This is a genomic window from Streptomyces sp. NPDC032721, from assembly GCF_055579625.1.
In genome coordinates this window covers 1-23,276 of the sequence record NZ_JBVIMX010000044.1, presented here as the reverse complement: position 1 = coordinate 23,276, position 23,276 = coordinate 1, and the positions used below count along the sequence as shown (strand labels likewise).

The window sequence follows — 23,276 nt, the reverse complement described above, 5'->3', positions numbered from 1 at the left end:
GGTGCTGCGCACCAGCAACTCGCCTGCTCCGCAGTCGAGTTGACCCGCTTCGCGGGGGCTGGCTACGGCCGAGGGTGCCGGCCGATCGCCCGTAAGTCAACTACACACCGTCATCCAATGCGGAACACCCTCCCCCGCATCCAAGACCGGCCCGGACTGCATCCAACGCGAAAAACTTACTGCCGATCTGAGAACCACGGTACCCCCTCCGAGGGTGCACGCCACCCCATTTCCCGCAGCACCCCCACCACCAAGCCTTCCACACACCGCCCTGACCAGCACAAACACACCCCGAGCACACGCCACCCCACCACCCGACACCACCAACACACACCAACCTGACAGACCATCAGAAGACAGATTCGAATACAGGACCCCCACGAACCGAATCCATCCACCCAACTCCACGCACCCGCCGCCGAATTCAGCACCTCCCCCCGAAAGGACCGAATTCGATGCCCTGAATTCACACCGCCCCGAATTCAGCACACCCGAATTCCAGGCCAGGAACACAAACTGACCGGCACTCACTTCCGGCGGGCGGGCGCCGCCGAGCACGACCGCCGCCGCCAGGACCACGACGCGGCGGCAACCCGGGGTTGTCACCGCCGAGGGCGCAGCGCCGCCTCAGAGAGCCCCTGGGGCCTTCTGCGGGCCCGGGGATGCTTCCGGGCTCCCTTCCCTCCTTCGTGCTGCTGGACCCCCGGGAGCGCCCGGCCTGGCCGTCCCTCCCACCCCTTTTTCCGTGGGTGGGCGGGCAGGACGGGGGCGAGCGGGGGTTGTCTGGGTTTTGGTGGGCACTGACCATGGGGGCTGACCTGGGGAAACCGGCGCGCGGCGCCGTGGGGGTGTCACCCCTTCCCTCACCCCTACTGTCACCCCCTCTGTCACCCCTTCCGTCACCCCTTCTGTCCGGGGTGGGGGCGCGCCCTGGTGGTCGGTGCTGCGTCGGGCCGTCCGGTCCGGCGCTGCTGCCTGCTGAACGGGTCGCGGAAGCCCCGCGAGTCCCCGGCCTGCCTGCCCACCCACCCCTTTCTTTTCGTGGGTGGGCAGGCAGGACGGGGGCGAGCGGGGGTTGTCAGGGTTCTCAGACGCACTGACCACGGGGCCTGACCTGGGAAAACAGTCAGAGAGGCCGGGAACCCTTTGAAGGGGACTTCGAAGGTGACTACGAGGGGGACTACAAGGGGGACTGCGAAGGGGACTTGGCGCTTCCCCCGGGGCCGGCGGAGCACGGCGGGCGAGAGCCGGGTGGAACCGGCCGAGCGACAGCCTTGGGGCTGACGGTAGGCAGGCCCGCCCGGTCCGTGGTCAGTTCAGCGGAGAGTGGACTAACCACGGGCCGGGGAGCCGTGGTCAGTCGCCGCGTATGCGGGTAACCATGGGCAGCGCCCCTTACGTCTCAGCGCTGCCCCGGCGGGACGCCGAGGACCTGGACCTCTTGGATCAGCGCGGTGAACGGGGTCGCGCGGAGTTCGGTGAACTGTCCGGTCTCGCCGGTGCCGCCGACCACCTTCCAGTCGACCGTCCAGGTCGAGGTCGCGGTGCCCTTGTAGGGCTGACCGAGGGGGCGGGCCAGCTTCGCGTACCGGTGGCCGCAGTCGGGCGACATGGTCTTGCCGTAGTCGGCGTTGTACGGGGTGCCCGGCCCGTAGCAGGTGATCACCGCGCCGTCGCCCATCGCCCACGCCGTTGACGTCACCTTCGCGGTCGCGGTGACCGTGGTGCCGCCCGCCGTCGCGGTCGCGGTGATCGGCCCGTACGTCGACGGGGACGGCGTTGCCCACATCCACATCGGCATCCCGATCACGTACGTGCCCGCCGCCCGGGGACTGGCCACCTTCGGGCCGTCCAGGCGTACCGAGTCGATGGCCTGGCGGGCCACGGTCTCCGGGTTGACGGCCGGGGCGGCGGGGGGTGCGGCGGCGTCCGCGATGAACACCGTGCGGGCGCCCTGCCGGTCGGAGCAGTGGAAGCCGTAGACGGCGCCCTTCTCGCCCTGGTGGCCTTTGAAGTAGGCGTTGTCCGGCGGGGGCTGGGGGACGAGTTTGGTGTAGGTGCAGACCGGCTTCGCGGCGGGTTTGCCGGGGGCAGCGGCAGGCTTGCCGGGCAGGCCTCCGGGCGCCCCGCCGGCCCCGGCGTTGTCGGTGGCGCAGACCGTGACCGCCATCAGCGAACCGCGGCATCCGGGGTCGTTGCCGAGGGCCGGTCCGTCGTCGGCGTGCGCGGCCGGGACCAGGACCCCGGCGAGGACCACCGCGGCCGCCGCCGCGCGCCTCAGCACGTGCTCGCCCCGTCGGGGACGTAGTCGGTGACCATCCACCCCGACGGCCACTTCTCCGCCGTCGCCGTCGCGACGTACCGGCGCGGCTGGCTGGCCGGGAGCGGGAGCACCTTGTTCGTGCGGGTGTCGACGGTCTGCCACTTCGCCAGGTCGACGCAGTCCGAGATCGTCGCGGTGGGCAGCTTGGCGCGGGTGTCGAGCGCGGTCACCTTCGCGTCGTGCCCCAGCTCGCCCCGGATCACCGTGCCCTGCGTCTTCATGTGGGCCAGGTCGGCCCGGAACTTCGACAGGGCGTCGGTCGACGCGTACTTCTCCAAGCGGGTGCCCTTCGCGTCGGCCTTGCCGTACGCCTTCATCTGCTCCACCCACATCGCGCTGTACGACGCGAGCACCGCCTGCTTGTGGGCCGCGTCCGGGTCGGCCGGAGCGGCCGGAGTCGTAGGGGCCGCGACCGGCGGGGCTGCTGGCGGGGCGTCAGAGGCCTTCGCGGCGCCGTCTCCTCCCCCGCATCCCGACACGGCCAGTGCGAGCGCCAGCGCGCCGCCTGCCGCTGTCAGCCGTGCCGTCGTGCCCATGTCCAGCCACCCCCGGGTGATCGTCAGCGAGCGATCACCGTAACGCCCCGCATCCGGGTCATCACCGGATCCACCCAAAGCCGCCTTGATCCCGCCCCGGGCCAGAAGAGGCAGACGCCTCCTCTCCCCTCTGGGAGAGGAGGTGTCGGCGTCCCAACCACTGACCCACTGCCGCTGACCCGGGCCCGTGGCCTGCACCAACACCCGGTCAGGCGCAGCGCATACCGATCGGGTGCCGCAACCGGTTGTGCGACCGGTTCCGCAACCTGTTCCGCAACCGGTGGTGCAACCCGTTGCGGAACCTGTTGTGCAACCCCGTACGTCCCGCCGAACCCCGCGCCCGGTGGATTTGTATGACCGGGTGCGGTGGGGCGCCCACGGGGGCCGTGTCCCCTCTGGCAACATTTGCCCCGTCCGAGTAGCCGCACTGGGCGGTGAAATCAACGGACAGCTGAGAGGCCATCGGATGAGTACATCCACAGCCGTGCGGCATGCCACGGAGACAGCAGCCCGTAACGGCAGGTCGGCGAAGGTCATCGTCGTGATCCAGCAGAAGGGCGGCGCGGGCAAGTCCACGATCGCGGTGAACACGGCCGCGTGCGCGGGCCGGTCGGCGGTGAAGCCCGCGGACGAGGAGGCCGGCTCCCCGGTCGTCGCGGCCGGGATCGACGTCCAGGGGACCCTGGAGAAGTGGTGCGCGGGTGTCCGCGAGGCGGCGCTGCCATTCGACTACGTCGTCACCAAGAGCAAGGTGGGCATCCTGCCGGGCATCGTGAACGACCCGGAACGGCGCCGCGTCATCGTCGACACCCCCGGGTTCCTGGACATCGACCCCGACGCCGAGTGGGGCGCGGACCCGCTGGGTGAGAGCCGGACCGCCGACGCGCTGCGCGAGGTCCTGGACATGGCGGACCTTGCGATCGTGCCGATCACCCCGTCCAAAATCACCTGGGACGAATGCGAGTTCACGATCGAGCGCATTCTCAAGCCCCGGGGCATCCCGTTCCTCGTGGTGATCAACATGCACGACCCCGGCAAGGACCGGAGCGAGGCGCAGCTGGACAAGGTGAAGGCGTGGATCGACGAGCGGAACTACCCGCGCGTCACCGACCCGATCCGCCGGTACACGATCCACGAGCACGCCTACGAGAACGGCACGCTGGTCACTGAGTACAAGATGTCCGGCACCGCGCTGAACGCCCGCGAGGACTTCATGCGCGTGGCCCTGACGATGGAGCAGATGCTCTGATGGGGCGCGCGATCAATCCCAACGGAGGCCCGCAGGGGCCCGGCAAGCCGGGCACGGCCGTGGCACTGGCCCGCGCCATCGACCATCTGCCGACGAAGCAGCTCGCCGATACCCCGGTGCTCATCGCGCAGGAGCGCGAGCTTCTGGTGCGCTGCGAGGCCGCGCTGGAGAACCTGCGGATCGCGTACTGGGCGGCGGGCAAGGCCCTCCAGGTCGTGCGCGACGGCCGGTTGTACCGGGCCACGCACAAGACCTTCGAGGCGTACTGCAACGAGCTGTGGGACATCACGCCGCAGTACGCGAACCAGCTGATCAAGACGTGGCGGATCACAGAGAGACTGTTCGAATCAGTCGGCGGTAAATCGAACGATCTGGAAACAATTGTTTCCAAAAGGCTGGGCTTCGGCCAGGCCCGGGAGCTGGTCTCCCTCGCCGAGGAGCACGGCGAGGACGCTGCTGCCCTGCTCTACCTGGCGCTGATCCGGGCGAAGCGGCTGAGCGTCACGGCCGCCATGGTCAAGGGAGCCGTCGAGGCGCTGCCAGATGGGGCGGCGGGGAAGAAGAAGGCCACCGAGGAGGCCGTGCTGGCGTACCTGGCGAGCACGGAGGGCGCGGCCGTGCTGCCTCCGGCCAGGGATCCGTACAAGGCGTTGACCCGGGCCACCGGGAAGCTGGACGACGGCACCGTCCGGGCCGCGCTGGAGTACAACCCGCAGGGCACGCGCGCGATGGTGCGCGAGCTTGTCGAGGCACTGTCCGTCTCCGTCCTCCAGGCCGTGCCCGCCGACACCGACGGCCGGGGCGAGGAAGAGTCCGGCCCCGAAGAGAACACCACCGCCCCGCCCGTTGGTGGCGGTGCGAGTGTCCCAAATTTGGGACACTCGGGCCCGCGAACTCCGGGCGCCTGGTACATGGCGCCGGACCACACCACTCTGTTCAGTGCGTGGATCACCCGCCAGGCCCGCGAGCTGGGCACCGAACCGGCCCACGCGGCAGACCTCCTGTATGCGGTCCTGGCCGAGCACAACGAGGTGCTGCGGGACCTGATGCGCAAGCAGATGTAGGCACGGCGACCGCCCCGTCGGCGTTCCGCACAACGCCGTCGGCGGAACCGAACGCCGTCGAACGAAGTGGCTCCAATTGGAGCCACCGCGACGCCCCGTCGCCGTGGTCAGTGCCGTGGTCAGTGCCGAATCGCCGACTGACCATGGCCGCTGTCGCACTGACCACGGCGTAGCTGGGCGTGGTCGGCTCACGTTTCCGGGGCGGGCGGTACACAGGTACGCAGGTACACAGATCAGCGCCGCTACCTGGGAGAACGCGGGGGCGGTACACAGGTCGCGCCGCGGTACACAGGTCCGGCCGCCCATGGTCAGTGCACCGCGTAAGCGCTAACCACGATGGTCAGTCCTTACGTGGTGGGGTTCAGAGGGCCAGGCCCCGGTATCCGGGCCCCAGCCCACGCCGCCGGGGGCGGGCCGGAGCGCGGGGAGCGGGCACGGTGGGCGCCGTTGCGGGCGCCGCGAGGATGCCGCCCGCCTCCTGGCCGTCGTCCTGGTCGTCGTCGAGCGGGCCGCCGTCGAGGTGGCGGCGAAGACGGGTCGCGGCGATGACGGCCGGGGCCAGGAGGCGGGCAGCGTCCGTGTCGAGGTGGCCGAGCGCGGTGAGCAGGACGTCGAGCGCGTCGAGGGCGTCGTGCGTGCCGCCGCGGTCGGTGGGCCAGCCGTCGGCGACCGCATCCGCGAGGACGCACACCGCGTCGGCGGCCGCGTCGGCGAGCACGGGCACGGGGCCGGCGGGCGGCGGGAACGTCGTCATGAGGTGACCAACGATCCGGCACGCCCTGGGGGCTTGCCGTGGTGGGGGTGTGGGGGGGGGGGGGGGGGGAGGGGGGGGGGGGGGGGAGGAGGGGGGGGGGGGGGGGGGAGGGGGGGGGGGGGGGGGGGGGGGGGGTAGGTGGGGGCGGGAAGTGTAGCTGGGGGGTAACACCTGCCCGTGCATTCTTGGTGGTTTTGTTGGGGTGGTTTTTTGCTTTGCCGGGCACGCCTGGGGGTGTGCCCGGCAAGCCGGGTTATCGGCCGACGGCCGTGGCGTACTGCGCGAGCATTACCAGCGCTCCGACGATCGCGCCCGCCCCGACGACCACGGAGACCGCGATCGTGACGGGCGCCTTGAGCGCGGGGCGGCGGTGCACGGCGTAGGCCAGTCCGACGGCGAGCGCCAGGACCACGACCACCACGACGACGGCGAGCAACAGAGAGGTCAGCACTTCGGGTTCCTTTGGTTCGAGGTGCCGCCGGTACGGGCGTACCGGCGGGTGGAACGGGGTGGTGCGGGGCCCACGGTCGGCGGGACCGGGGCGTAGATCGCCCCGTCCGGATCTCGGACGGGGCGAGGTGGGGTGACTGTGCGGGAGGCGGGGGCAAGCCCCGCAACCCCTCCGGGATGAGTCGAGTGAGTGGAATGCCCCGGGCAGCCGCCGCCCCCTTGACCAGGTGGTGGTCAAGGGGGCGGCGGCGAAAGATCCAAGGCGGTCAAGGGGGTGGCGGCCACGGATCCGAAGGCGGGTCGCCGGACACTGCGGTAGGCACGCGGTGATCGGGTTAGGGTGCCGGGCAGTCCGTGCCGACATGGGTGTGCGGGTCAGGCCCGGCGCCCAGAGAGCGCTCTGTGGGGCAGTACCGCCGGGCCGCTCCACCCCTTGGTAGAGAGAGCGAGTTGGTTAAGCGCTCCGGCGTTCTGGATGTGGCGCCCGCAGGTTGTCACGGTGCCGGGCAAGCCCCGCAACCCCCGCTCCTGGCGCCCCGCAAAGAGTGGCCCCGGGCGCGCAGTCCGGCATCCAGGCCCCGCTCGCCCGGGACGCTTCCTCGCGTGCACGCGTGCACGTGCACGCGTGCACGCCAAACGCGCGCGAGGCCCCGGCCGGACGAAAATCCGGCGCCAGGAGCCGGGGCCCGGCCCGACCGCCGTCCGACCCCCGGGGCGGCCCCGCCGCCCATCCCAGCGAGGAGTTGTTCCCCGGGGGAACGCGGAGCGCCCGACAACGCGGGGCTGTCGGGCGCGGAGGCTGTTCCCCGGGGGAACAGCCCGGAGTGTTACTGGCGGGCGAGTGTGCCGGGGTCGACGTCGAGGGCGAACGGCAGGGGGATGCGGGTGGTGGTGCCGGGGAGCGCGGTCGTCTCGTCGGTGTAGGTGCCCGCGCGCAGGGTCGCGGCGATGAGGCGCGGGGCGGGGTCGAACTCCAGGCGCCAGAAGTACGGGACGCCCGCATCCGCGTACAGGCCCGGCTTCACCTTCCGGTCCATGACCTTGTTGCCGGGCGAGACCAGCTCGACGGCGAGCAGGACGGCTTCGGCATCGAGGCTGACGGCGTCGGCGGCGGCCGCGGCCCGGTCGGCGACCACGATGTCGGGCACCACAAGCCCCGACGGCAGCACGACGTTCACCGCCTCCAGGACCTCCACCGGTGCGCCGGCCGTGCGGGCGGCGTCCTCCAGGAGGTTCGCGAGCCGTCGGCTGGCGCGCTGGTGGCGCAGGCCGGGGGCGGGAGACATCACGAGGGATTCCCCCAGGAGCTCATAGCGGGTGGTGCGGTCCTCCGGCAGTGCGAGGACCTGGCCGACGGTCCAGGGACCGAAGTGACCAGCCGTGGCAACACTCACGTCGTCGCCCCCTTTCCTGTCGGCACGGGCACGCTCTTCCCCCAGTGTGCCCCGCACCGCGCCCGCACGATGCCGAGCCGGGGTGTTCCCCGGGGGAACACCCCGGACTCACCGGAGAGCGCTCTGTAGGGCCGCTGGGCCGCTCCCCCACCCGCACCCAGGCCTGAACCTCGCTCCCGGACTGCCGGGAGAAGAGGTGTCGGCGTACTGGACGGGCTTGCCGAGGGGTTCTGACCAGGCACAACAAGCTGTGTCCGGTTCGGGGGGTGCCTACCTCCGGTGCTACCTGCGGTGCGCCGCTGATTCCCCCGGTGCAGCACCCTGTGCAGCCCCCTAGCGGTGCAACCCCCCGACTTGCCCTACAACTTGCCTTTCAACTTGCTCATCAACTTGCCTTTGAACTTGCTCTTCAACTTGCCCCCAGCTTCCGAGCGCCCCGGGAAATGGGCAGGTCAGCTAGCCGGTCAAGGGGGTCCGACCGTGCCGACTACTTCTCTCCAGGGGTCCCTGACGGGCCGCAGCAGCGAAGAAGAGCCCCGTGCCGACGGCTCAGCGGCTGTGTGGACTTCTCGATGAGGAAGGGCCGTACCGACAACCCCGGGTTGTCACCGGAGCGGTCAGCGCCGGTCGCCGGGGCCGGGGCGGCGGGGCTCCTGGTGGCCGTCCGCGAGGAGGGCGAGGAGGCGTTCGCAGCCGTAGGCGAGTTCGCGGAGCCGGACCGTGGCGGCGGCCAGGCCGTGGGTGGGGCCGGACTCCAGGGCGCGGCGTGCGGCGTCGTGTGCGGCTTGTTCGCGGTCCCACTCGATGCTGCCGTGGTACATCGCGTCGAGGACCGGTTTGGTCTCCTTCAGGAGCAGGGCGAGGTGCCCGCACAGCAGGCTGGTCAGTACTTCGACGTCGTCGGGCCGGGGCAGTGGGTGGCCGGCGCCGAGGACGGCCAGGGCGCGGGTGACGGTGCTGGTCATGACGCCGGTGTCGAGCGGGTAGGCGTGTGTGGCCGGGCCGTCGGGTTCGGCGATGAAGTGGTGGTTGGGCATGGGGGGCCTCCGGATCGAGCACTCGTGGGAGTGCGCCCGCCGGGGCCGCCGTGGTGCTGCTGGGGAGTGGGCCCCGACATGGTTGACGCTAGGGACGCCGTGGTCCGGGGCTCAACGTTCTTGCGGGTTTTTGCGCACTTTCGCGCGGTGGATCAGGGCCAGGGCGGCGGGGCCGTGGACGGCGTGCGCGGTCAGGTCGGCGAACGCTCGCTCGTACAGCGCGATTTCGCCGGGGGCGGTGAGGGTGACCCGCGCGGACAGCAGCTCGATGCCGACCTGGGTGGCGTCGTACACGGTGAACGACTCGGTGGGCCACAGCGGGCGCGGCGCGCGGGCCGGGACGATGCCCAGCGAGACCTGCGGCAGTCCGGCCGCTTCCTCCAGGTGCGCGAGCTGCTCGTCGACCACGTCCTGGTCGACGACGAGGCGGGAGTGCAGCACCGGCTCCTCGATGAGGAACGCGAAGGTGCGGCCGCGCTTGTGCAGCACCTTCGAGCGCTTCGCGCGGGCGGCGGCCGCGGCGTCGATGTCGGTGGTGGTGTGGTGGAACCGGCCGTACGCGGCGATCACGGCGGCGGCGTAGGCGGGGGTCTGGAGGAGGCCGGGCACCACGTGCGAGCAGTACACCCGGAACTGCCGGGTGCGGTCCATCAGCGGCGCCACCTCGCGCTGGAGCGCGACCAGTCCGGCCCGGTTGAGGCGCCGCCACTCGACGTACATGGAGTGCGCGTTGCGGGCGGCGGCGATGAGGTCCGGAGCCTGGTCGTCGGCCCCGCAGGCCGTGCACCAGGCCCGCAGGTCCGTGTCCGACGGGGCGACCTTGGCGTGCTCGATGCGGGAGGTCTTGGCCGGGTGCCAGCCGCAGGCGAGGGAGAGGTCGCCGCTCGCCAGGCCCGCGTCCAGGCGCAGGTGCCGCAGCCGCATGGCGAGCGCGACGCGAGCAGCCTGGGCACTGGACAGGGGCGAGGACATCGTCAGGTCTGCTTGTAGTCCTCGAACGGCACGCCGCGCTCCCACACCGCCGCGAACGCGTCCCGGCAGAGCGCGGCCACGGCCGGATCCTCGGACAGCTCCCCGCCGGCGGATGCGCCGTTCCCGGTGAAGTGGTTGAAGCGCACCACCTGGTCGTCGATCAGCCAGAAGTCGTTGCCCGGCAGCGCGAGGTCCGAAGCGCGGCGCCGGGGCAGGTAGCGCAGCTCCTCCCCGGCCGCGATGTTCACCGTGGCCCCGGCCAGGCCGTAGCGGGCGTAGTCCGAGAGCGGCTCGGAGACGATCCGCGCGCGGCGCACGGTCACACCCCGGGCCACGGTGCGGCGCACCAGGTCCACCCAGAACGCCCAGTACTCCGAGTCGGGGTCCACGTTGCGCTCCCCCGTCGCCAGCCAGGCGGCGAAGCCCGCGGATTCGTGGGCGACGCCGTACGCGTCGCGCATCTCCAGGTGCACGGCCGTGCGGCGGGCGCCGTCCAGCAGGGCGTCAAAGCCCAGCACTTCGCCGTTCTGCGGCATCGCACGCCTCCCTCAGGATCTGCACCATCCGGGCCGGGATCCGCACCACACCCTCGGTGGCGGGCACCGGGCCCGTGGCCAGGCACTCCGCCAGCATCGCGTCATCGGGCAGCCAGCCCTGGACGACCACCTCGGCGGACTTGTCATCGACCCACACCGTCGGGCACTGCCCGGTATCGGTGTTCGGGTCGATCCCTACGAACCGTAGAGCCATGATCGCCTCCAACTCCAGCCCCATTGCGGGAAATTGCGCACTACCAGCCAAGCAGCGGCGCACCGTCGCCCGCCATAGCCGCACCGGACCAGCCCGTCTACGCACACCGCCCGCAAGACCAGGCCCCGGAGGACAGGAGCACACTGAAGCCCGGCGGGAGAGGAGCCTCTCCTCGCCGGGCTTCGACCTGTGGTGCGCACCCCCTGCGGGAGCCGGGGCGCGCGGGGCCGGCCGCGCTCAACGACCGGCCCCCACACGCTTTCTGCGGATCGTCCTGCGGACCACACCAGCCGTCCATCACCCGCACGAGTGACCGGGCGCGCTGTCCCGTTTGACTGTCGCGTGCCCTGTCCCACGTGTCCCGCCGGACAGGCGCCCTACGCGCGCGCGTTACGTGCGCGCGTAGGGCCCCCGTTCCGGCGAGGGCGGGACAGCGGGACAGGCTCTGAGAGGAAGCTCAGCAGCTCACCTCGGTGAGTAAGTCGCTAGACGCCCCTGTGAGCGCCGATCTTGACCCTGGATCACCACTGGTGCCCAGAAGGACAGTTAGGCGCCCACAGGGGCACTCAGGGCCCTAGGTGGCCTCTCCCTGCTCCAGGGCCATGCCGTCGAACACGGCGCGCTGCTCTGGGGTGAGTGCAGCGATCTGCTCGTCGGTGAACGTGTACGCGCCGACCCCGGTGGTCTGCGGGTCTTCGTACTCGGTGTCGGTGCGGGCCATGTCGCGGAGGCGGCTGTAGTGGAACTGGTGCGCCACGGTGATCGTGGTGCAGGGCCCGTTGCGGTGCTTGCCGACGATCAGGTCGGTCTCGCCCGGCCGGGTGGTCGGCTCGTAGTAGTCCTCGCGGTGCAGCAGGATCACCGCGTCCGCGTCCTGTTCCAGCGCCCCGGAGTCGCGCAGGTCGGACACGGCGGGCTTCTTGTCGGTGCGCTGCTCGGACGCCCGGTTGAGCTGCGCCAGCGCGATGATCACCGCCCCGGTGTCGGCGGCCAGCACCTTGAGTTCGCGGCTGATCTCGGTGACCCGCTCGTAGAGGCTCTGCCGGGAGGAGCGCTGGTCGGTCTGCATGAGCTGGAGGTAGTCCACGACCACCAGCGGGGCCTGCCCGGTCTCGCGGGTGAGCTGCTTGATCCGGGAGCGGATGCGGGCCGGGCTGACCCGGGAGCTGTAGTCGATCCACAGCGGCAGCGCCTTGAGGTCGGGCACGAACTTGTCGAGCCGGTCCCAGTCGGCCGCCGTCATGCTGTCGACGCCACCGCGCAGGTGGTGGAACGCGACCCGGGCCTCGGCCGCGAGGATCCGGTTGTTGACCTCCGTGCGGCCCATTTCCAGGCTGTGCACCAGTGTCGAGCGCCCGGTCGCGGCCGTCGCCAGCGCGATGCCCAGCGCAAACGCCGACTTGCCCATGCCGGGACGCCCGGCGACCACGACCATCTGCCCGGGGGTGAGCTGCATCAGCGAGTCGAGGTCGGCCAGCCCGGTGACCGCGAGGGGCTCCACCGTGCGGGTCAGGTCGTCGAGGTGGTCGTCCAGGTGCTCGCCGAACCGCCCGTACAGGTCCGCCTCGTCCGGGTCGGACCCGGTGAGTTGCTCCAGTTCCGTCTGGTGGGCGGCGATCGTCTCGGGCAGCGCGAGCGGGTCGGCCTGCCGGGCACCCTGCATCGCCCGCACCAGCGTCGCCTGGTAGCGGCGCATTTCGGCGTAGCCGTGGATGATCCGCGCGTAGTGGTCGGTCTCCGTGGCGGTGCAGGCCTGCGCCGCGAGCTGCGACAGCCGAAGGAGTCCGCCGGCCCGCTCCAGCTCTCCGGCCCGCCGCAGCTCCGCCTCCACCGAAGGCACTCCGGTCGGGCGCCCGGCAGCGTGCAGGCGCACGACCGCGTCCCACACCGGCTCGTTCGCGGGTACCGACCAGTCGCCCTCGGCCAGCACCCGGGTCGCGTCCGCGACCGGGTCGTACACCCGGGTCGCCATCAGGCACGCCCCCAGCACCGCGCCCTCGGCCTCCACACTCGCCGTCGTCTCCGGCTCAGCCGCCCTCGGGGCGGGCATCTCCACCGTGCTCATCGCGCCTCTCCCGCCGTCAGACCCGCATGGGCGCACCGCACCTGAGGGCCGTCATCGTCGTCATCCAGCAGCCACCCGTAGTCGTCGCACGCCGGGCACGACTCGACCGCCGACCGCGCCGCAGGCACGCCCGCACCCGCAGCCGGGCGTTCCACCGGGGCGGCCGGGGGGTGGACCATCTCGCGGCGCACCAGGTTCGGCACCCGGGCCCGCGCCAGCGTCGTCGCGTGGTTCTTCACACCGGTCGGGTTCTTCGTCAGCTCAGCGGCCAGCGACGCGTCCAGTTCCCAGCCCTGTTCCGTCGCAGCGTCCAGCAGCAGCGGAGCGAGCTTGCGTGCCTGCTGGCGCCCGACCGTCCACGGGTACGGCAACCGCCCCAGCCACACCCGTGCCGTCGCGAGCTGTTCCTTGGTCCAGACGGACCCCGCCTCCTCCTCCTTCTGTGACGCGAGGGCATCAGTGGTGGAGGAGAGGGAGGAGGAGGTAGTTACCTCCTCCGGGGGGTGTGGGGGGGATCCGGCATTGCCGGAAGTGGTTCTGACCTGCGGAAACGTCTTTTGGTCTCGGCGGCTTCCGGCATCACCGGATCCGGCATTGCCGGAAGTGGTTCTGACCTGCGACGATCCCCGATTTTCCGGTTTCTGGGTGCTGCTTCCGGCATCACCGCTTCCGGCATTGCCGGAAGCGGCTCCGACCTGCGAAGACTCCGAATCGCTGAGAAGCGCCGCGTCGGGGTTCCAGGCGGGCCATTCGTAGAACTCGTAGGCCACGCCCGCCCGCTTCCCGCCCTCCCCCGGAAGGTCGATCCGCCGGATGTACCCCTTGGCCCTCAGACGTGCGAACGACTCGTAGACGGCGTCACGGCCGACCAGCCGTGACCCGTTCCCGCTCACCACGCCCAAGGACCGCAGCCGCTCCAGCAGAGCCTGCGGCGTTACCTGCAACGGCGCCTCATCAGCTGAACGCCGGGCCTTCTCGCCCAACATGAACATCAACTGGACGACCAGCTTGGTGTCGAGCGGCACCGTCAGGGCCACCGGGCCGAACTCCATGTGGGCATGGACCGTCACCCCGCTCACCGGGCCCATCGCCCGAATGTCGCTGGTCTCGGCGACCACGGTCTTCTCCGCGCCCGTCACAGCTGGCCTCCCTGGGTGACCAAACCGTGCCCCAGCAGGAAACCGACAGCCGCGCGGACATCGCCCAAGCGCACCGGCGCCTCGTCGTCACCGCTTACACCAAGATCAGTGAGCCTGGCCCAGACAGCCTCGGCGGTACGGAGTCGACCGTCCTGCTCGCGCAACCGCCAGTGCATGAGCACCATCAGGCGCAGAGGTTCCGGCGCGCACAGTTCGAACTCCGTGCGCGTGATGGCGACACCGCTCCCGCGAGGCTCGTCCGGCTCCTCCGCACGCACGATCACGGCGTTGTCGAAGCCGTCCTCATCGTGCTTGCTCACAGGGACACCACCGAGGTCAGGGCGAGTGCGCCATGCCAGGTGGTCTGACCTGCTGTGACGTGGCCCTCTGGAACAGGAGGTAGTACTGCACGTACGCTCAAGGGAGCGCACCTCTTTTCTACGGTTGTAGGTGCTTTCCCCCGGGCCGCGAACCCAGGGGCTGCTGTGGGCCCGCCGATCGGCGGGCCCACAGTCGATTTCGGGCTATTCGTGTGTGTCTTCGCAGGCTAGTCCGCTCGCCCGCAGAAGTTGGGCGGCGGCGGCTCGGGCCGTCGTGAAGGGGCCCAACTCGCCGCTCTCGGTCCCGGCTGGGACGCCGTACCAGTCGTGCAGTACGCCGGGCGACGTGGTGTGCGTCGTGCCGAGGATTTCGCCGTTGTACGCCACCAGGAACGGGCTATCGAGGACGTCACCGAGCGCCGAATAACGCAGCCCAGGGAGTGACCTCAGACGCTCCGTGATTTCCTGCCGATGCAATTCCTCGCTGGCACTCTCGTACGCAGCGTGCGCAGCGGTTAATGCGCGAGCGTCTGTCGAATTCGCGTCTTGCATTTCAGTCCTCCAGCAACGGCAGGTCGTCGTAGATAAATTTCATGCGGTCGGCAGCAGCGACGGCGCGCAGAACTTCGATGGGCCGTCCGTCCGCGTCCCGGGTAACGCGTTCGACAGCGACGACGTATACCCGCCCTCCGATTTGGAGTTCGGCCGCCTCCTCCTGAGTCGGCGGCCGAGATTCGAGGGTCTCGGATGCTGAGGTGGGCCGGTGCCCGGCAGCGACAAGCGCGGCGTAGACACCGCCCACGATCTTCGCCGTGGTCGCGAGCCCGGCCGCCTCGGCCAATGGCTTCGGGTACCACGCGTGCTGGAGCTGGACCACGTCATCGGGTCGGATGATCGCGTGGCGCAGCCGATACACCAGTTCGTCGGCCGGGCGCAGCTCCAAGAGCTGCGCCACGTCGGCGTCGACCATGTCGAGGTCCACCCCGACCAGCCGCATCTCGCCGTCGAGCCCCTGGGCAGCGGTGGCCGTCTCCCACGGGCCACGGGTGCCCCCGGGCGCCAGCGCCTGGCGGTAGCGGGTGAGCGGCACGGTCACCGGAGTCCGGTTGCGCACGATGGTGCCGGCCCTCTTGGACGTGACGACGAGCCCCTCGTCGACGAGCACGCCGACAGCCTCGCGGACTGTTGCCTTCGCCAGGCCGTATTCGGCCATCAGGTCCATGATGCGCGGCAGCGTCTCACCGACCGCGATCTCCCCCTCGTTGATGCGTCGTCGCAGCTCAGCGGCCAGGTCGCGATACCCGTTCATGCTGCTCACCTCCTTGTGCCAGGGCTGATTCCCCACAGTGGGTTGATCCAAAGGCTAGCCCTCAGAACATCTTATGGCTAGCCATTGACATTGCGCGCCGCCGTCTGCATTCTTAAATGGCTAGCCATTACCAACGGTGGTGGCGGGTGAACGCTCTGCCTGCGAAAACGCAGGTGCCCGGCCGGTGTTACGAGCACCGACCGGGCGGCGGCGCCGGTGTTACGAGCACTGGCGCCGCTGTCAGAACCCCTGGTCAGAGAGGTCCGGACAGGATGATGGTTGCAGAGTGGGGGCGCAGCTGGCGCCCCCGGCGTGTCAGGTGTGCACGCCCGGTGCAGGTGACGCGGACGGTGTTGCCGTCGCGGTGCCGTACCGCCGCGAGCGGGTCCGTGTCGACGGTGGCCGTGTGGCCGGCCGTGGGCGGGGACGAGCTGCGGGTGCGTCAGTGGCTGCGGCAGCGGCTGGACGGTGCGAAGTGACCGGGGTGGGCGGGGTTCCCCCGCTGCCGCCGGGCTGGCCGCAGGCCCGCCGCCTGGCCGTGGTGCCCGTGCAGGAGCACGGCGAGCACGACCAGGACCAGTGCGCCGACTGGTTCGACCGGCTGCTCGCGGACGAGGAGTTCGGGGTGCAGCGGCCTCCGACGGCGGCCGAGGTGCCGGTGTGGTCGCTGCCGCACGTCGACGCGATCCCGGACCGGGACCCGTCGGCCAACCACCTGATCGACTGGGACCGCGTACGGACCGCGGTTCGCGCCGTGCACCCGCTGCGCACCCTCGTACTGCTCGGAGTCGCGACGCTGCCCGCGTTCCTGTGGGCGGACCGGGTGGCGAACCCGATGTCGCGGGACGTGTCGGTCGACGCCGCCTTCGCCGCCGCCGTCATCACGTCAGCCGTCGCCGGAGTCGGCGCCGCGTGCGGCGGGCGGATCCGCCGGTGGGCGTGCGCCGCACTGCTGATCGCGGTGGTCGGCGGGACGCTGATCGCGGACCCGACCCGTCACCTGATCTCGTCCTGGATCGTGGGTGCCTGATGGACTGGATCACATTCACTCACGTGGTGACCAGGGCCGGGAGCGCGTTCGGTTTCACGCTCATGGCGGGCACGGCGGCGTACATGTTCTTCTCCAAGGGCCGCAAGATCAAGGCGCTCACGAAGAAGACGGTGTGGGTGCCGTGGGTCGGATCGGCCGTGACGATGATCCTCGCGTCCGCCGTGACCGGCGGCCTGGTCGGCCGGATCTCCGGCGGGCTCACCGGTGTAGGCAATGCGGCGGGCCGTGAGGTCGGGAACGTCGCGGTGGGGCAGGCCGGGGCCGGAGCGATGCCCCTGACCACTGGCGAAGTCCTCTCCTACAGCGGGAGTTGGATCGCGTTCTGCCTGGTCATCGCGTTCTGCTTCTACCTGTGGTTCGCGAAGAACTGGCAGGAGCGCCTGCTGTCGATCTCCGGCGCTCTGACCGGTGCGACGTGGGGGATCACGGTCGCGGTCGGCGGCTGGGTGTCCGCGCTCGGTGTCCCGCTGGTCTCGTGGCTGGGGAAGGTGCTGATCGGATGAGCACCCGCCGCCGTGTGCGCCGGACCCGCTCCGGCGCCCGCCACCTCGCGAAGTTCCTTGCCCACTGGGCGGGCGGACACAGCGTCAGCAGCGAAGAGCTGTTGCGGCGCATCGTCAAGGCCCGTGCCGAAGCCCACCAGGACGCGCTGGAGGAGCACCGCCGCGACATCGACCGCGCCCACAAGCGCGCCACGAAACTGCACGAGCGGGCGGCGGAGGACGGCGGCCTGGTCCCCCGCGACAAGGCCCGCCTGGAGGCGGCCGAGGCAGAAGCCAAACGTGCCGCCGCCACCCTTGCCGCGCTCGGTGCGTTCCAGGTGCCGCAGATCAACCCGAAGCAGGTACGGCACTCCCGCCAGCGCATCGCGGCCGCCCGGTGCACGCTGCTGGCCGCTCCGGCCGTCGGGATCGGCGCCGCTACCTTCGCCGGGGGCGCATGGTGGTCGGGGCCGGCCGCCGTGGTCCTGGGCGTCGCCGGGGCATGGGCCCGGGGCCCGGAGCCGCTGGAACTCACCACACGTCCGGTCCCGCCCGATCTGCTCGCCGCGACCCCGGGCGTCGTTCCGCCGACCGGGGGGAGCGTTCCGGCCGGTACGTGTACCGCTCCGGGCGCACCGGTCCCCGTGCCGGGCGCGCCGGGCGGCGCTCCGGGCCTGGGCGGTGTGGTGCCCGCGTCCGCCGACATGGTCACCGCCCTCAGCAAGGCGTTGTCCGCGTGCCGGGTGATCCCGCGCGGTACGCACGTGACGCTAGTCGGTGAGCCGGAGGTGTCCGAGGCGCGGTGGACGGCCGTGGTGCGCCTGCCCGACGACACCGGGGCGACCGTGGACGACGTCGTCGCCAACCGCAAGGGCCTGGGCGGTGAACTCGGCCTGGACCGGGCCCGGTTGCACGTCGAGCGGGTGCCCGGCGCGGACGACAAGACGATGACGATCAGCGGGTTCACGACCGACCCGTTCGAGGAGCCCGTGCTGTGCACGGCGGACATGCTCGCCGACGTCGACGTCTGGGAGCAGGGCATCCCCGTTGCCTTCGACGCCTGGGGGCGCCTGCTCTACGTACGCCTCAAGGACGTGTCGATCCTCCTCGGAGGTTCGAGCCGGTCCGGCAAGGGCGCGGCCCTGCGCCTGATCATCGCCGGGTGCCTCCTGGACCCGAGGGTCCGTCTCACTCTCGCGGACGGAAAACACCCAGGCCAAAACAGGTGGGCGGGCCTGGTCAGCGCCCACATCTGGGACCCCGAGAAGCGCGCCAAGCAGCTCAAGACCCGGCTCGAAGAGCTGGTCGCGGTCATGGGCGAGCGCGCGTCCCGGCTCGCCGCCGAAGGCGTCGAATCCCTCGCGGAGCGCCCCGACCTGGTCGGCACCGAGGGCCTGGAGCTCGAAGTCGTCGTTGTCGACGAGGTCGGCGTGTTCACCGGCGACCCCAAGCACGGCAAGAAGATCAGCCGGTCGCTCGCCGACCTGGCCGCCCGCGGCCTTGCCTTCGGCATCGTCCTGGTCCTCTCCGCCCAGCTCAGCAGTGCCGAGGTCCTGGACCGCATGATCACCGGCAACATCGTGTGGCGCTGGTGCATGTACGCCACCGGCGCCGACGAGTCCAACTCGATCCTGGGCAAGGGCATGGCGGGCCGGGGCTACTCCGCCCACCTCCTGGACGAGAACCAGCGCGGCATCGGCCTCCTGCGTGCCGCCGGGCGGGTCACCACCGTCCGCTCCCTGTGGCTGGACGGCCAGGACATGGCAGAGGTCCAGGACATGGTCCGCGCGCTGCGCCAGTCGGTGTCATCAGCCGGTGCCCCCGCACCGGAACCGGTTCAGCCGCCCGTATCCGCTCCGGCCGAGCAGGCCCCGCCGCCGGTGGACTGGGCAGTGCTCGAATCGTGGCTCGCCGCGCCCGAGACCCCGGCCGAGGAGCCCGCCGACCCGAGGGGCCAGGCGCTGGAGGTCATCCGGCAGGCCGGACCCGAGGGCATCAAGCGGGCCGCCGTCGCCGACGCGATCGGCGCCTCCCCGACCACCGTCGGCGGGTGGCTCAAGGCCTGGGTGGACCAGGGCCTCATCGAGGTGCTGGGCAGCCCCCCGCACACCCGCTACGCGGCTACCGACGCCGGTCAGTAGCCCGTCACTAGACCCCGCTCTCTACAGACGAGTGCAGGTCAGAGCGCTACGACCGTACTGACGACCCGTCGTCGGTAGCCGTCGTCAGTAGCTCGTCAGTACCGGCCGTCAGTAGAGGACGGCACCAAAAAAAGAAGCCCCGGACGACCGTCATTCCTGGACAGACGGGCGGTCGCCCGGGGGACTGAACCCCGAAGGGAACAGCTCATGATGACGCACTACGACCCCCAGGACGACCCCCGTCTGGCCGGGCACGCCCGCGAGTACGACAGCGAGACCGGCGGCTGGACCAGGGTCCCCGACGACCAGCAGCAGGGCGGCTCGGGCAGCACCGGGGGTGGTCGGTGATGGCACGTCACACCTCTCCCCGCTGCCACGGCCGCCGGATGCGGTACGACGCCCGGTCCGGACAGTACGTCTGCGCCCACTGCGGGGGCTGGAGGACGCAGGCCGTCGCCCTGCTCCTGGCCGTGGTCGGGGGTGCCCGATGACCCGTCAGCGGTTATGGGGCGTGATCGCCCACATGTGGCAGTGCGCACGCTGCGGGGCGTGGATCGTCTCCGACGACGCGCCGACCGGCGGATGCGGGGCCTGCTGATGAGCAAGCCGCAACTGCCCCTCCGTCCGCAGCCGCACGAGCGCGACGGCCGCCAGGAGCCGACCCCGCCCCCGGCCCGCCCGCACACCCGGGCGGTCTGACCGCCCGTCACGGAAGCGCACCCCACCCCCGAGAGGATGGGCGGGGCATTGCCACCGTGGCACCACCCGCACCACCCCGGGCCGGGCACACCCCGTGTGCCCGGCCCACCGTTCCGCACCCACGAGATCAGGAGTGACATGACCACCACGATCGAGCCGGGCACGGTCCCCGGCCCCGCCCCCGCACCACAGGGCACCGCCCCCGTTCCGCGCCCGCACGAGCCCGCCCCGCGCCCGCACGGAGACGCTCCGCGCGCAGCGGACGACGTACCGCCGACCGCCAAGGGCGCTCCCGCCGCACCGGACGAGGACGGTCCGGACCGTTCGGGCACGGCGATGCGCTGGGTGACGATCGGCACGCTCCTGGGCGCGTTCGTGATCGCGTCGATCGGCTTCGCCGCCTCGTACACCGCGCTCTCCGAACTCGCCGAAGCGAAGAAGTTCGGGTGGGTCGCGCCATGGTTCCCGATCGGCGTGGATGCCGGGATCATCGTCATGTACGGCATGGACCTCGTACTGGCCTGGCGGCGCACCCCCAAGCCGCTGTTCCGCTGGGTCGGGCACCTGCTGATCGCCGCGACGATCCTGTTCAACGCGAAGGCCGGCGGCCTGCTCGACGACCTGCTCGGCGCCACCATGCACGGCGTGATGCCGGTCCTGTTCGCGGCGACCGTCGAAGCGGGCCGTGCCCTGGTCGTGCGTACCGCCCGCGTCCGGATGGGCGCCGAATCCGACCGGGTACGCCTACAGCGCTGGCTGCTCGCCCCGATCGCCACCTTCCGGCTCTGGCGCCGGATGCGCCTGTGGGAGATCTCCTCCTACCGGCAGATGGTGCGCATGGAGCACGACCGCACCGTCTACCGGGCATGGCTGGAGCACCAGTACGGCAAGGCCTGGAAGAAGAAGGCGGGCGCGGCAGCGCTGCTCCCGTTCGAGATGGCCAAGTTCGGTTTGAGCGTGGACCAGGCGCTGGCGCTGCCCGAGAAGCAGAAGGCGGACCAGGAGGCCCGTCAGAAGGCGGAGGAGGCCCGCAAGGAGGCCGCGGTGGCGGCCGAGGAGCTGCGGCGCATCGAGGCCGAACGGCGGACCGCGCAGGCCGCGATCGAGCGCCGGCGGATCGCCGCGATGGTCACCACGGCGGACCACGAGATCGACGCGGAGACCACCACCGCCGAGGCGGAGGCCCGCGTCGCGAAGACGTCGGCGGCGGCGCACGCGGAGACCGCCGCGCGCACCGCACAGCTCACAGCGGAGGCCGCCCTGCGCAAGGCGGAACGCGACGCGGCGGAGGCGGAACGCCTCGCGGAGCGCGAGGAGGCGGCGGAGCAGAGCGCGGCGGAGGCGGAAGCCCTGGCGCGCGAGGCGGCGGCACTGCTCGCAGAAGCCAACGACCGGAAGAAGGCTGCGGACACGGCCGCCGCAGCGGCGCGTACGGAGAAGGCGGCGGCGGAAGAGGCGAAGACGGCTGCGGATTACCGGCTGCTGACGGAGCGCATGGCACGCGACCTGAAGATCGCGACCGCTGAGGCGGCGGAGGCCGAGCAGCGTACGGCGCAGGCCCGCGAGGAGACCGCGCGCGCGGAGCTGGCCGCGCGGGAGGCCGAGGACGTTGCCCGGCTCACCCCCCGGGAGCGGGACGACCGCCGGGTCGCCCGGATGCTCCTCGCGGCCGGAGTCACCGCCAACAGCACCGACCCCAAGGACAAGGAAGCCGTCTCGCTGGAGGAGATCGGCGCCGCCCTCAACGTGCAGAGCACGGCCGCCGGCCAACGCCGCCAGGCCGCCTACGACCTCATCAAGGCCGGATACACCGGCTGACCCACTGACCCAAACACTGACCCACCACAAGAAAGCGCAGGTCACCACTATGAGCGACTTCGTGCACACCAAGGCCCAGGAGCTGACGGACGCGATCGCCGCCGGGGACAACAACGGCATGATGCACGCGCTCCGCGAAGCGATCTACGAGAGCACCGGCTCCGTCACCGACCGACTGCGGGCCCTCACCGAAGCCGTCGAGGACAACAAGGCCGCCAACTGACGCACGTACGAGCAGAGCGAGGCCCCGGGGCGAGGTAAGCGCCCCGGGGCCTCCGTGCTGTTGTAGCAGGCGGGAGAAAGCGGCGGGAAGCCAGCCTCAACTGACCTTCTCTGAACAGCCATTACGGGCCGGAGCGCAGCGCGCGCCCAGGGCCGGAACTGTGTTCGCTCCGGCCGGTCGATTCACCCCTGTGGGTGAACTTTGGCCCTCACGTACGCGGGCGGGTATCTGGCTGAAGAGTCCGAACTCAGCATGTTTCAGAGGTATTTGACACGTCTAGGTGGTTCGTGTCGTGTTGTCATTTTTTGCCGAATGCCCTGCATGGCCAAGGGGGCGTATGTTGGCTGGCCGCGTTCGGGGCGAGTGGGGGCAGCCTGGCTCTATTCGGCGGTGGCATGACAGAGGGTCTCCGAGCTGGGGCTTCAGCCCACAGCGACGAGTATGACCCACATCACAAAGGGCTCTGATCTGCGGCTTTATGGAAAAACTGCCGAAATGGTTCACAGAGTCCGACTTGCTTTGGTCGCTGGCCGCTGAGACCTTCTTTTTGCGCAGCCCGTACCTCTAACTCCTTTAAGGAGACGTACGGGCTTTTTTGCTGCTCAGGCCCCGTGCGTCTCCTGCGAGGAGATCGGGTGGCTGCGACCGTGGCCGCCCTGGTATGGGGCCTGGCCGCCGGGATCTTGGCGGGTCGAGACGACCAGGCCCCCCAAGTCGAAAGGCCGGCCGTGACCGGACACATCGACCTCTATGCCATTGTGCTCCTCGCTCTCGGGGGCGTGGCGGTCTACGCGGCGTACCGCAACGAAAGGCTCGGTGCCGCCCTTCTTGTAGGGGCAGGCATCGTGACCCTCCTCTGGCTCATGCTCACCCCCGTCGGCACCCCCCTTCCTGAGACCGTGGAACGCCCGGCGCAGACGTCCCCGTCACAGGAGCCGACGGTGGTCCTACGCTGAATTTTTGGGGGTGAGTCGGGGTCGCATTTTCTAGTGTTCTCGGGAAATGCGACCCTTTCTTTTAGTGGCATTACCCATGAATAGACTGGGTTGCATTCTCGTTTTCTGGAGGTGAATTCAAGAGAATTTGATCGGGTAGATTAAATTTAGTTCGTGGGGGGTTGGGATTCGAATCCGTCTTCTGACGGTCTGTCAGGTTGGTGTGTGTTGGTGGTGTCGGGTGGTGGGGTGGCGTGTGCTCGGGGTGTGTTTGTGCTGGTCAGGGCGGTGTGTGGAGGGCTTGGTGGTGGGGGTGCTGCGGGAAATGGGGTGGCGTGCACCCTCGGAGGGGTACCGTGGTTCTCAGATTCGCGGTAAGTTTTTTGCGTTGGATGCAGTGGGGCGCGGTCGGGTCTTCGGGGTCGGGGTGGGGGAGTGGGTTCCTCCGGTTCTGACGGTGTGTAGTCGAGTTACGGGCGATCGGCCGGCACCCTCGGCCGTAGCCAGCCCCCGCGAAGCGGGTCAACTCGACTGCGGAGCAGGCGAGTTGCTGGTGCGCAGCACC

General features: G+C 70.7%; 24 protein-coding genes. 10 read left to right on the top strand and 14 right to left on the bottom strand.

Annotation, left to right across the window (positions count from 1 at the left end; genetic code table 11):
* Positions 1–1,402: 1,402 nt before the first annotated feature.
* Complete coding sequence (locus ACZ5PB_RS42540; protein ID WP_468699020.1) at positions 1,403–2,284, bottom strand: ATP/GTP-binding protein; 882 nt, start codon at positions 2,282–2,284, stop codon at positions 1,403–1,405.
* Positions 2,278–2,859 (bottom strand): hypothetical protein, encoded by a 582-nt coding sequence (locus ACZ5PB_RS42535; protein ID WP_468699019.1) that lies wholly within the window; start codon positions 2,857–2,859, stop codon positions 2,278–2,280. The genes ACZ5PB_RS42540 and ACZ5PB_RS42535 overlap by 7 nt, the downstream gene beginning before the upstream one ends.
* A gap of 466 nt (positions 2,860–3,325) precedes the next feature.
* On the opposite strand from ACZ5PB_RS42535, the gene ACZ5PB_RS42530 reads away from it, so the two are divergent.
* The gene (locus tag ACZ5PB_RS42530) at positions 3,326–4,108 is read left to right on the top strand and encodes a ParA family protein (protein ID WP_468699018.1); all 783 of its coding nucleotides are present in this window, start codon (positions 3,326–3,328) and stop codon (positions 4,106–4,108) included.
* The gene (locus ACZ5PB_RS42525; RefSeq protein ID WP_468699016.1) at positions 4,108–5,172 is read left to right on the top strand and encodes a hypothetical protein; all 1,065 of its coding nucleotides are present in this window, start codon (positions 4,108–4,110) and stop codon (positions 5,170–5,172) included. Before ACZ5PB_RS42530 ends, ACZ5PB_RS42525 begins: the two co-directional genes overlap by 1 nt.
* Before the next feature lie 361 nt (positions 5,173–5,533).
* Here the strand turns inward: ACZ5PB_RS42525 and ACZ5PB_RS42520 are convergent, their stop codons facing one another.
* The 12 genes from ACZ5PB_RS42520 to ACZ5PB_RS42465 all read right to left on the bottom strand — a co-directional run bounded on the left by ACZ5PB_RS42520 (position 5,534) and on the right by ACZ5PB_RS42465 (position 15,362).
* Positions 5,534–5,926, bottom strand: coding sequence for a hypothetical protein (locus ACZ5PB_RS42520; RefSeq protein WP_468699015.1), 393 nt, complete (start codon positions 5,924–5,926; stop codon positions 5,534–5,536).
* A 253-nt stretch (positions 5,927–6,179) separates the two neighbouring features.
* Positions 6,180–6,377 carry a hypothetical protein gene (locus ACZ5PB_RS42515; RefSeq protein ID WP_468699013.1) on the bottom strand — a complete coding sequence of 66 codons (198 nt, stop codon included), beginning with the start codon at positions 6,375–6,377 and terminating at the stop codon, positions 6,180–6,182.
* 826 nt (positions 6,378–7,203) lie between these two features.
* Positions 7,204–7,770: a Uma2 family endonuclease gene (locus tag ACZ5PB_RS42510; protein WP_468699012.1), complete on the bottom strand. Its 567-nt coding sequence runs from the start codon at positions 7,768–7,770 to the stop codon at positions 7,204–7,206.
* 617 nt (positions 7,771–8,387) lie between these two features.
* Positions 8,388–8,807, bottom strand: coding sequence for a DUF6415 family natural product biosynthesis protein (locus ACZ5PB_RS42505; protein WP_468699011.1), 420 nt, complete (start codon positions 8,805–8,807; stop codon positions 8,388–8,390).
* A 111-nt stretch (positions 8,808–8,918) separates the two neighbouring features.
* A complete protein-coding gene (locus ACZ5PB_RS42500) occupies positions 8,919–9,779 on the bottom strand; it encodes a Scr1 family TA system antitoxin-like transcriptional regulator (protein WP_468699010.1) in 861 nt (286 codons plus the stop codon).
* A gap of 2 nt (positions 9,780–9,781) precedes the next feature.
* Positions 9,782–10,315 (bottom strand): DUF6879 family protein, encoded by a 534-nt coding sequence (locus tag ACZ5PB_RS42495; protein WP_468699008.1) that lies wholly within the window; start codon positions 10,313–10,315, stop codon positions 9,782–9,784.
* The gene (locus ACZ5PB_RS42490; RefSeq protein WP_468699023.1) at positions 10,284–10,529 is read right to left on the bottom strand and encodes a hypothetical protein; all 246 of its coding nucleotides are present in this window, start codon (positions 10,527–10,529) and stop codon (positions 10,284–10,286) included. Before ACZ5PB_RS42490 ends, ACZ5PB_RS42495 begins: the two co-directional genes overlap by 32 nt.
* Before the next feature lie 574 nt (positions 10,530–11,103).
* Entirely contained in the window at positions 11,104–12,594 is a 1,491-nt protein-coding gene (locus ACZ5PB_RS42485; RefSeq protein WP_468699006.1) for a replicative DNA helicase, read from the bottom strand.
* Positions 12,591–13,712 carry a hypothetical protein gene (locus tag ACZ5PB_RS42480; protein WP_468699005.1) on the bottom strand — a complete coding sequence of 374 codons (1,122 nt, stop codon included), beginning with the start codon at positions 13,710–13,712 and terminating at the stop codon, positions 12,591–12,593. Before ACZ5PB_RS42480 ends, ACZ5PB_RS42485 begins: the two co-directional genes overlap by 4 nt.
* Before the next feature lie 17 nt (positions 13,713–13,729).
* A complete protein-coding gene (locus ACZ5PB_RS42475; RefSeq protein WP_468699004.1) occupies positions 13,730–14,053 on the bottom strand; it encodes a hypothetical protein in 324 nt (107 codons plus the stop codon).
* A 204-nt stretch (positions 14,054–14,257) separates the two neighbouring features.
* Positions 14,258–14,530, bottom strand: coding sequence for a hypothetical protein (locus tag ACZ5PB_RS42470; protein WP_468699003.1), 273 nt, complete (start codon positions 14,528–14,530; stop codon positions 14,258–14,260).
* Between the two features lie 76 nt (positions 14,531–14,606).
* On the bottom strand, positions 14,607–15,362 hold the full coding sequence (locus ACZ5PB_RS42465) for a GntR family transcriptional regulator (RefSeq protein WP_468699022.1): 756 nt from the start codon (positions 15,360–15,362) through the stop codon (positions 14,607–14,609).
* Positions 15,363–15,837: 475 nt separating this feature from the next.
* Between ACZ5PB_RS42465 and ACZ5PB_RS42460 the strand changes: the two genes are divergently transcribed.
* The 8 genes from ACZ5PB_RS42460 (at position 15,838) to ACZ5PB_RS42425 (ending at position 22,732) form a co-directional block, all read left to right on the top strand.
* Positions 15,838–16,392, top strand: coding sequence for a hypothetical protein (locus ACZ5PB_RS42460; protein ID WP_468699001.1), 555 nt, complete (start codon positions 15,838–15,840; stop codon positions 16,390–16,392).
* A complete protein-coding gene (locus tag ACZ5PB_RS42455) occupies positions 16,392–16,916 on the top strand; it encodes a hypothetical protein (RefSeq protein ID WP_468699000.1) in 525 nt (174 codons plus the stop codon). Before ACZ5PB_RS42460 ends, ACZ5PB_RS42455 begins: the two co-directional genes overlap by 1 nt.
* Positions 16,913–19,036 carry a hypothetical protein gene (locus tag ACZ5PB_RS42450; RefSeq protein WP_468698998.1) on the top strand — a complete coding sequence of 708 codons (2,124 nt, stop codon included), beginning with the start codon at positions 16,913–16,915 and terminating at the stop codon, positions 19,034–19,036. Before ACZ5PB_RS42455 ends, ACZ5PB_RS42450 begins: the two co-directional genes overlap by 4 nt.
* Before the next feature lie 207 nt (positions 19,037–19,243).
* Positions 19,244–19,384 carry a hypothetical protein gene (locus tag ACZ5PB_RS42445; protein WP_468698996.1) on the top strand — a complete coding sequence of 47 codons (141 nt, stop codon included), beginning with the start codon at positions 19,244–19,246 and terminating at the stop codon, positions 19,382–19,384.
* Between the two features lie 201 nt (positions 19,385–19,585).
* Positions 19,586–19,735, top strand: a complete 150-nt coding sequence (locus tag ACZ5PB_RS42440; protein WP_468698995.1) for a hypothetical protein — start codon at positions 19,586–19,588, stop codon at positions 19,733–19,735.
* A gap of 138 nt (positions 19,736–19,873) precedes the next feature.
* Positions 19,874–21,553 (top strand): DUF2637 domain-containing protein, encoded by a 1,680-nt coding sequence (locus ACZ5PB_RS42435; RefSeq protein WP_468698993.1) that lies wholly within the window; start codon positions 19,874–19,876, stop codon positions 21,551–21,553.
* 49 nt (positions 21,554–21,602) lie between these two features.
* Entirely contained in the window at positions 21,603–21,776 is a 174-nt protein-coding gene (locus ACZ5PB_RS42430) for a hypothetical protein (RefSeq protein ID WP_468698992.1), read from the top strand.
* Between the two features lie 635 nt (positions 21,777–22,411).
* Positions 22,412–22,732: a hypothetical protein gene (locus ACZ5PB_RS42425; RefSeq protein ID WP_468698990.1), complete on the top strand. Its 321-nt coding sequence runs from the start codon at positions 22,412–22,414 to the stop codon at positions 22,730–22,732.
* Positions 22,733–23,276 lie beyond the last annotated feature (544 nt).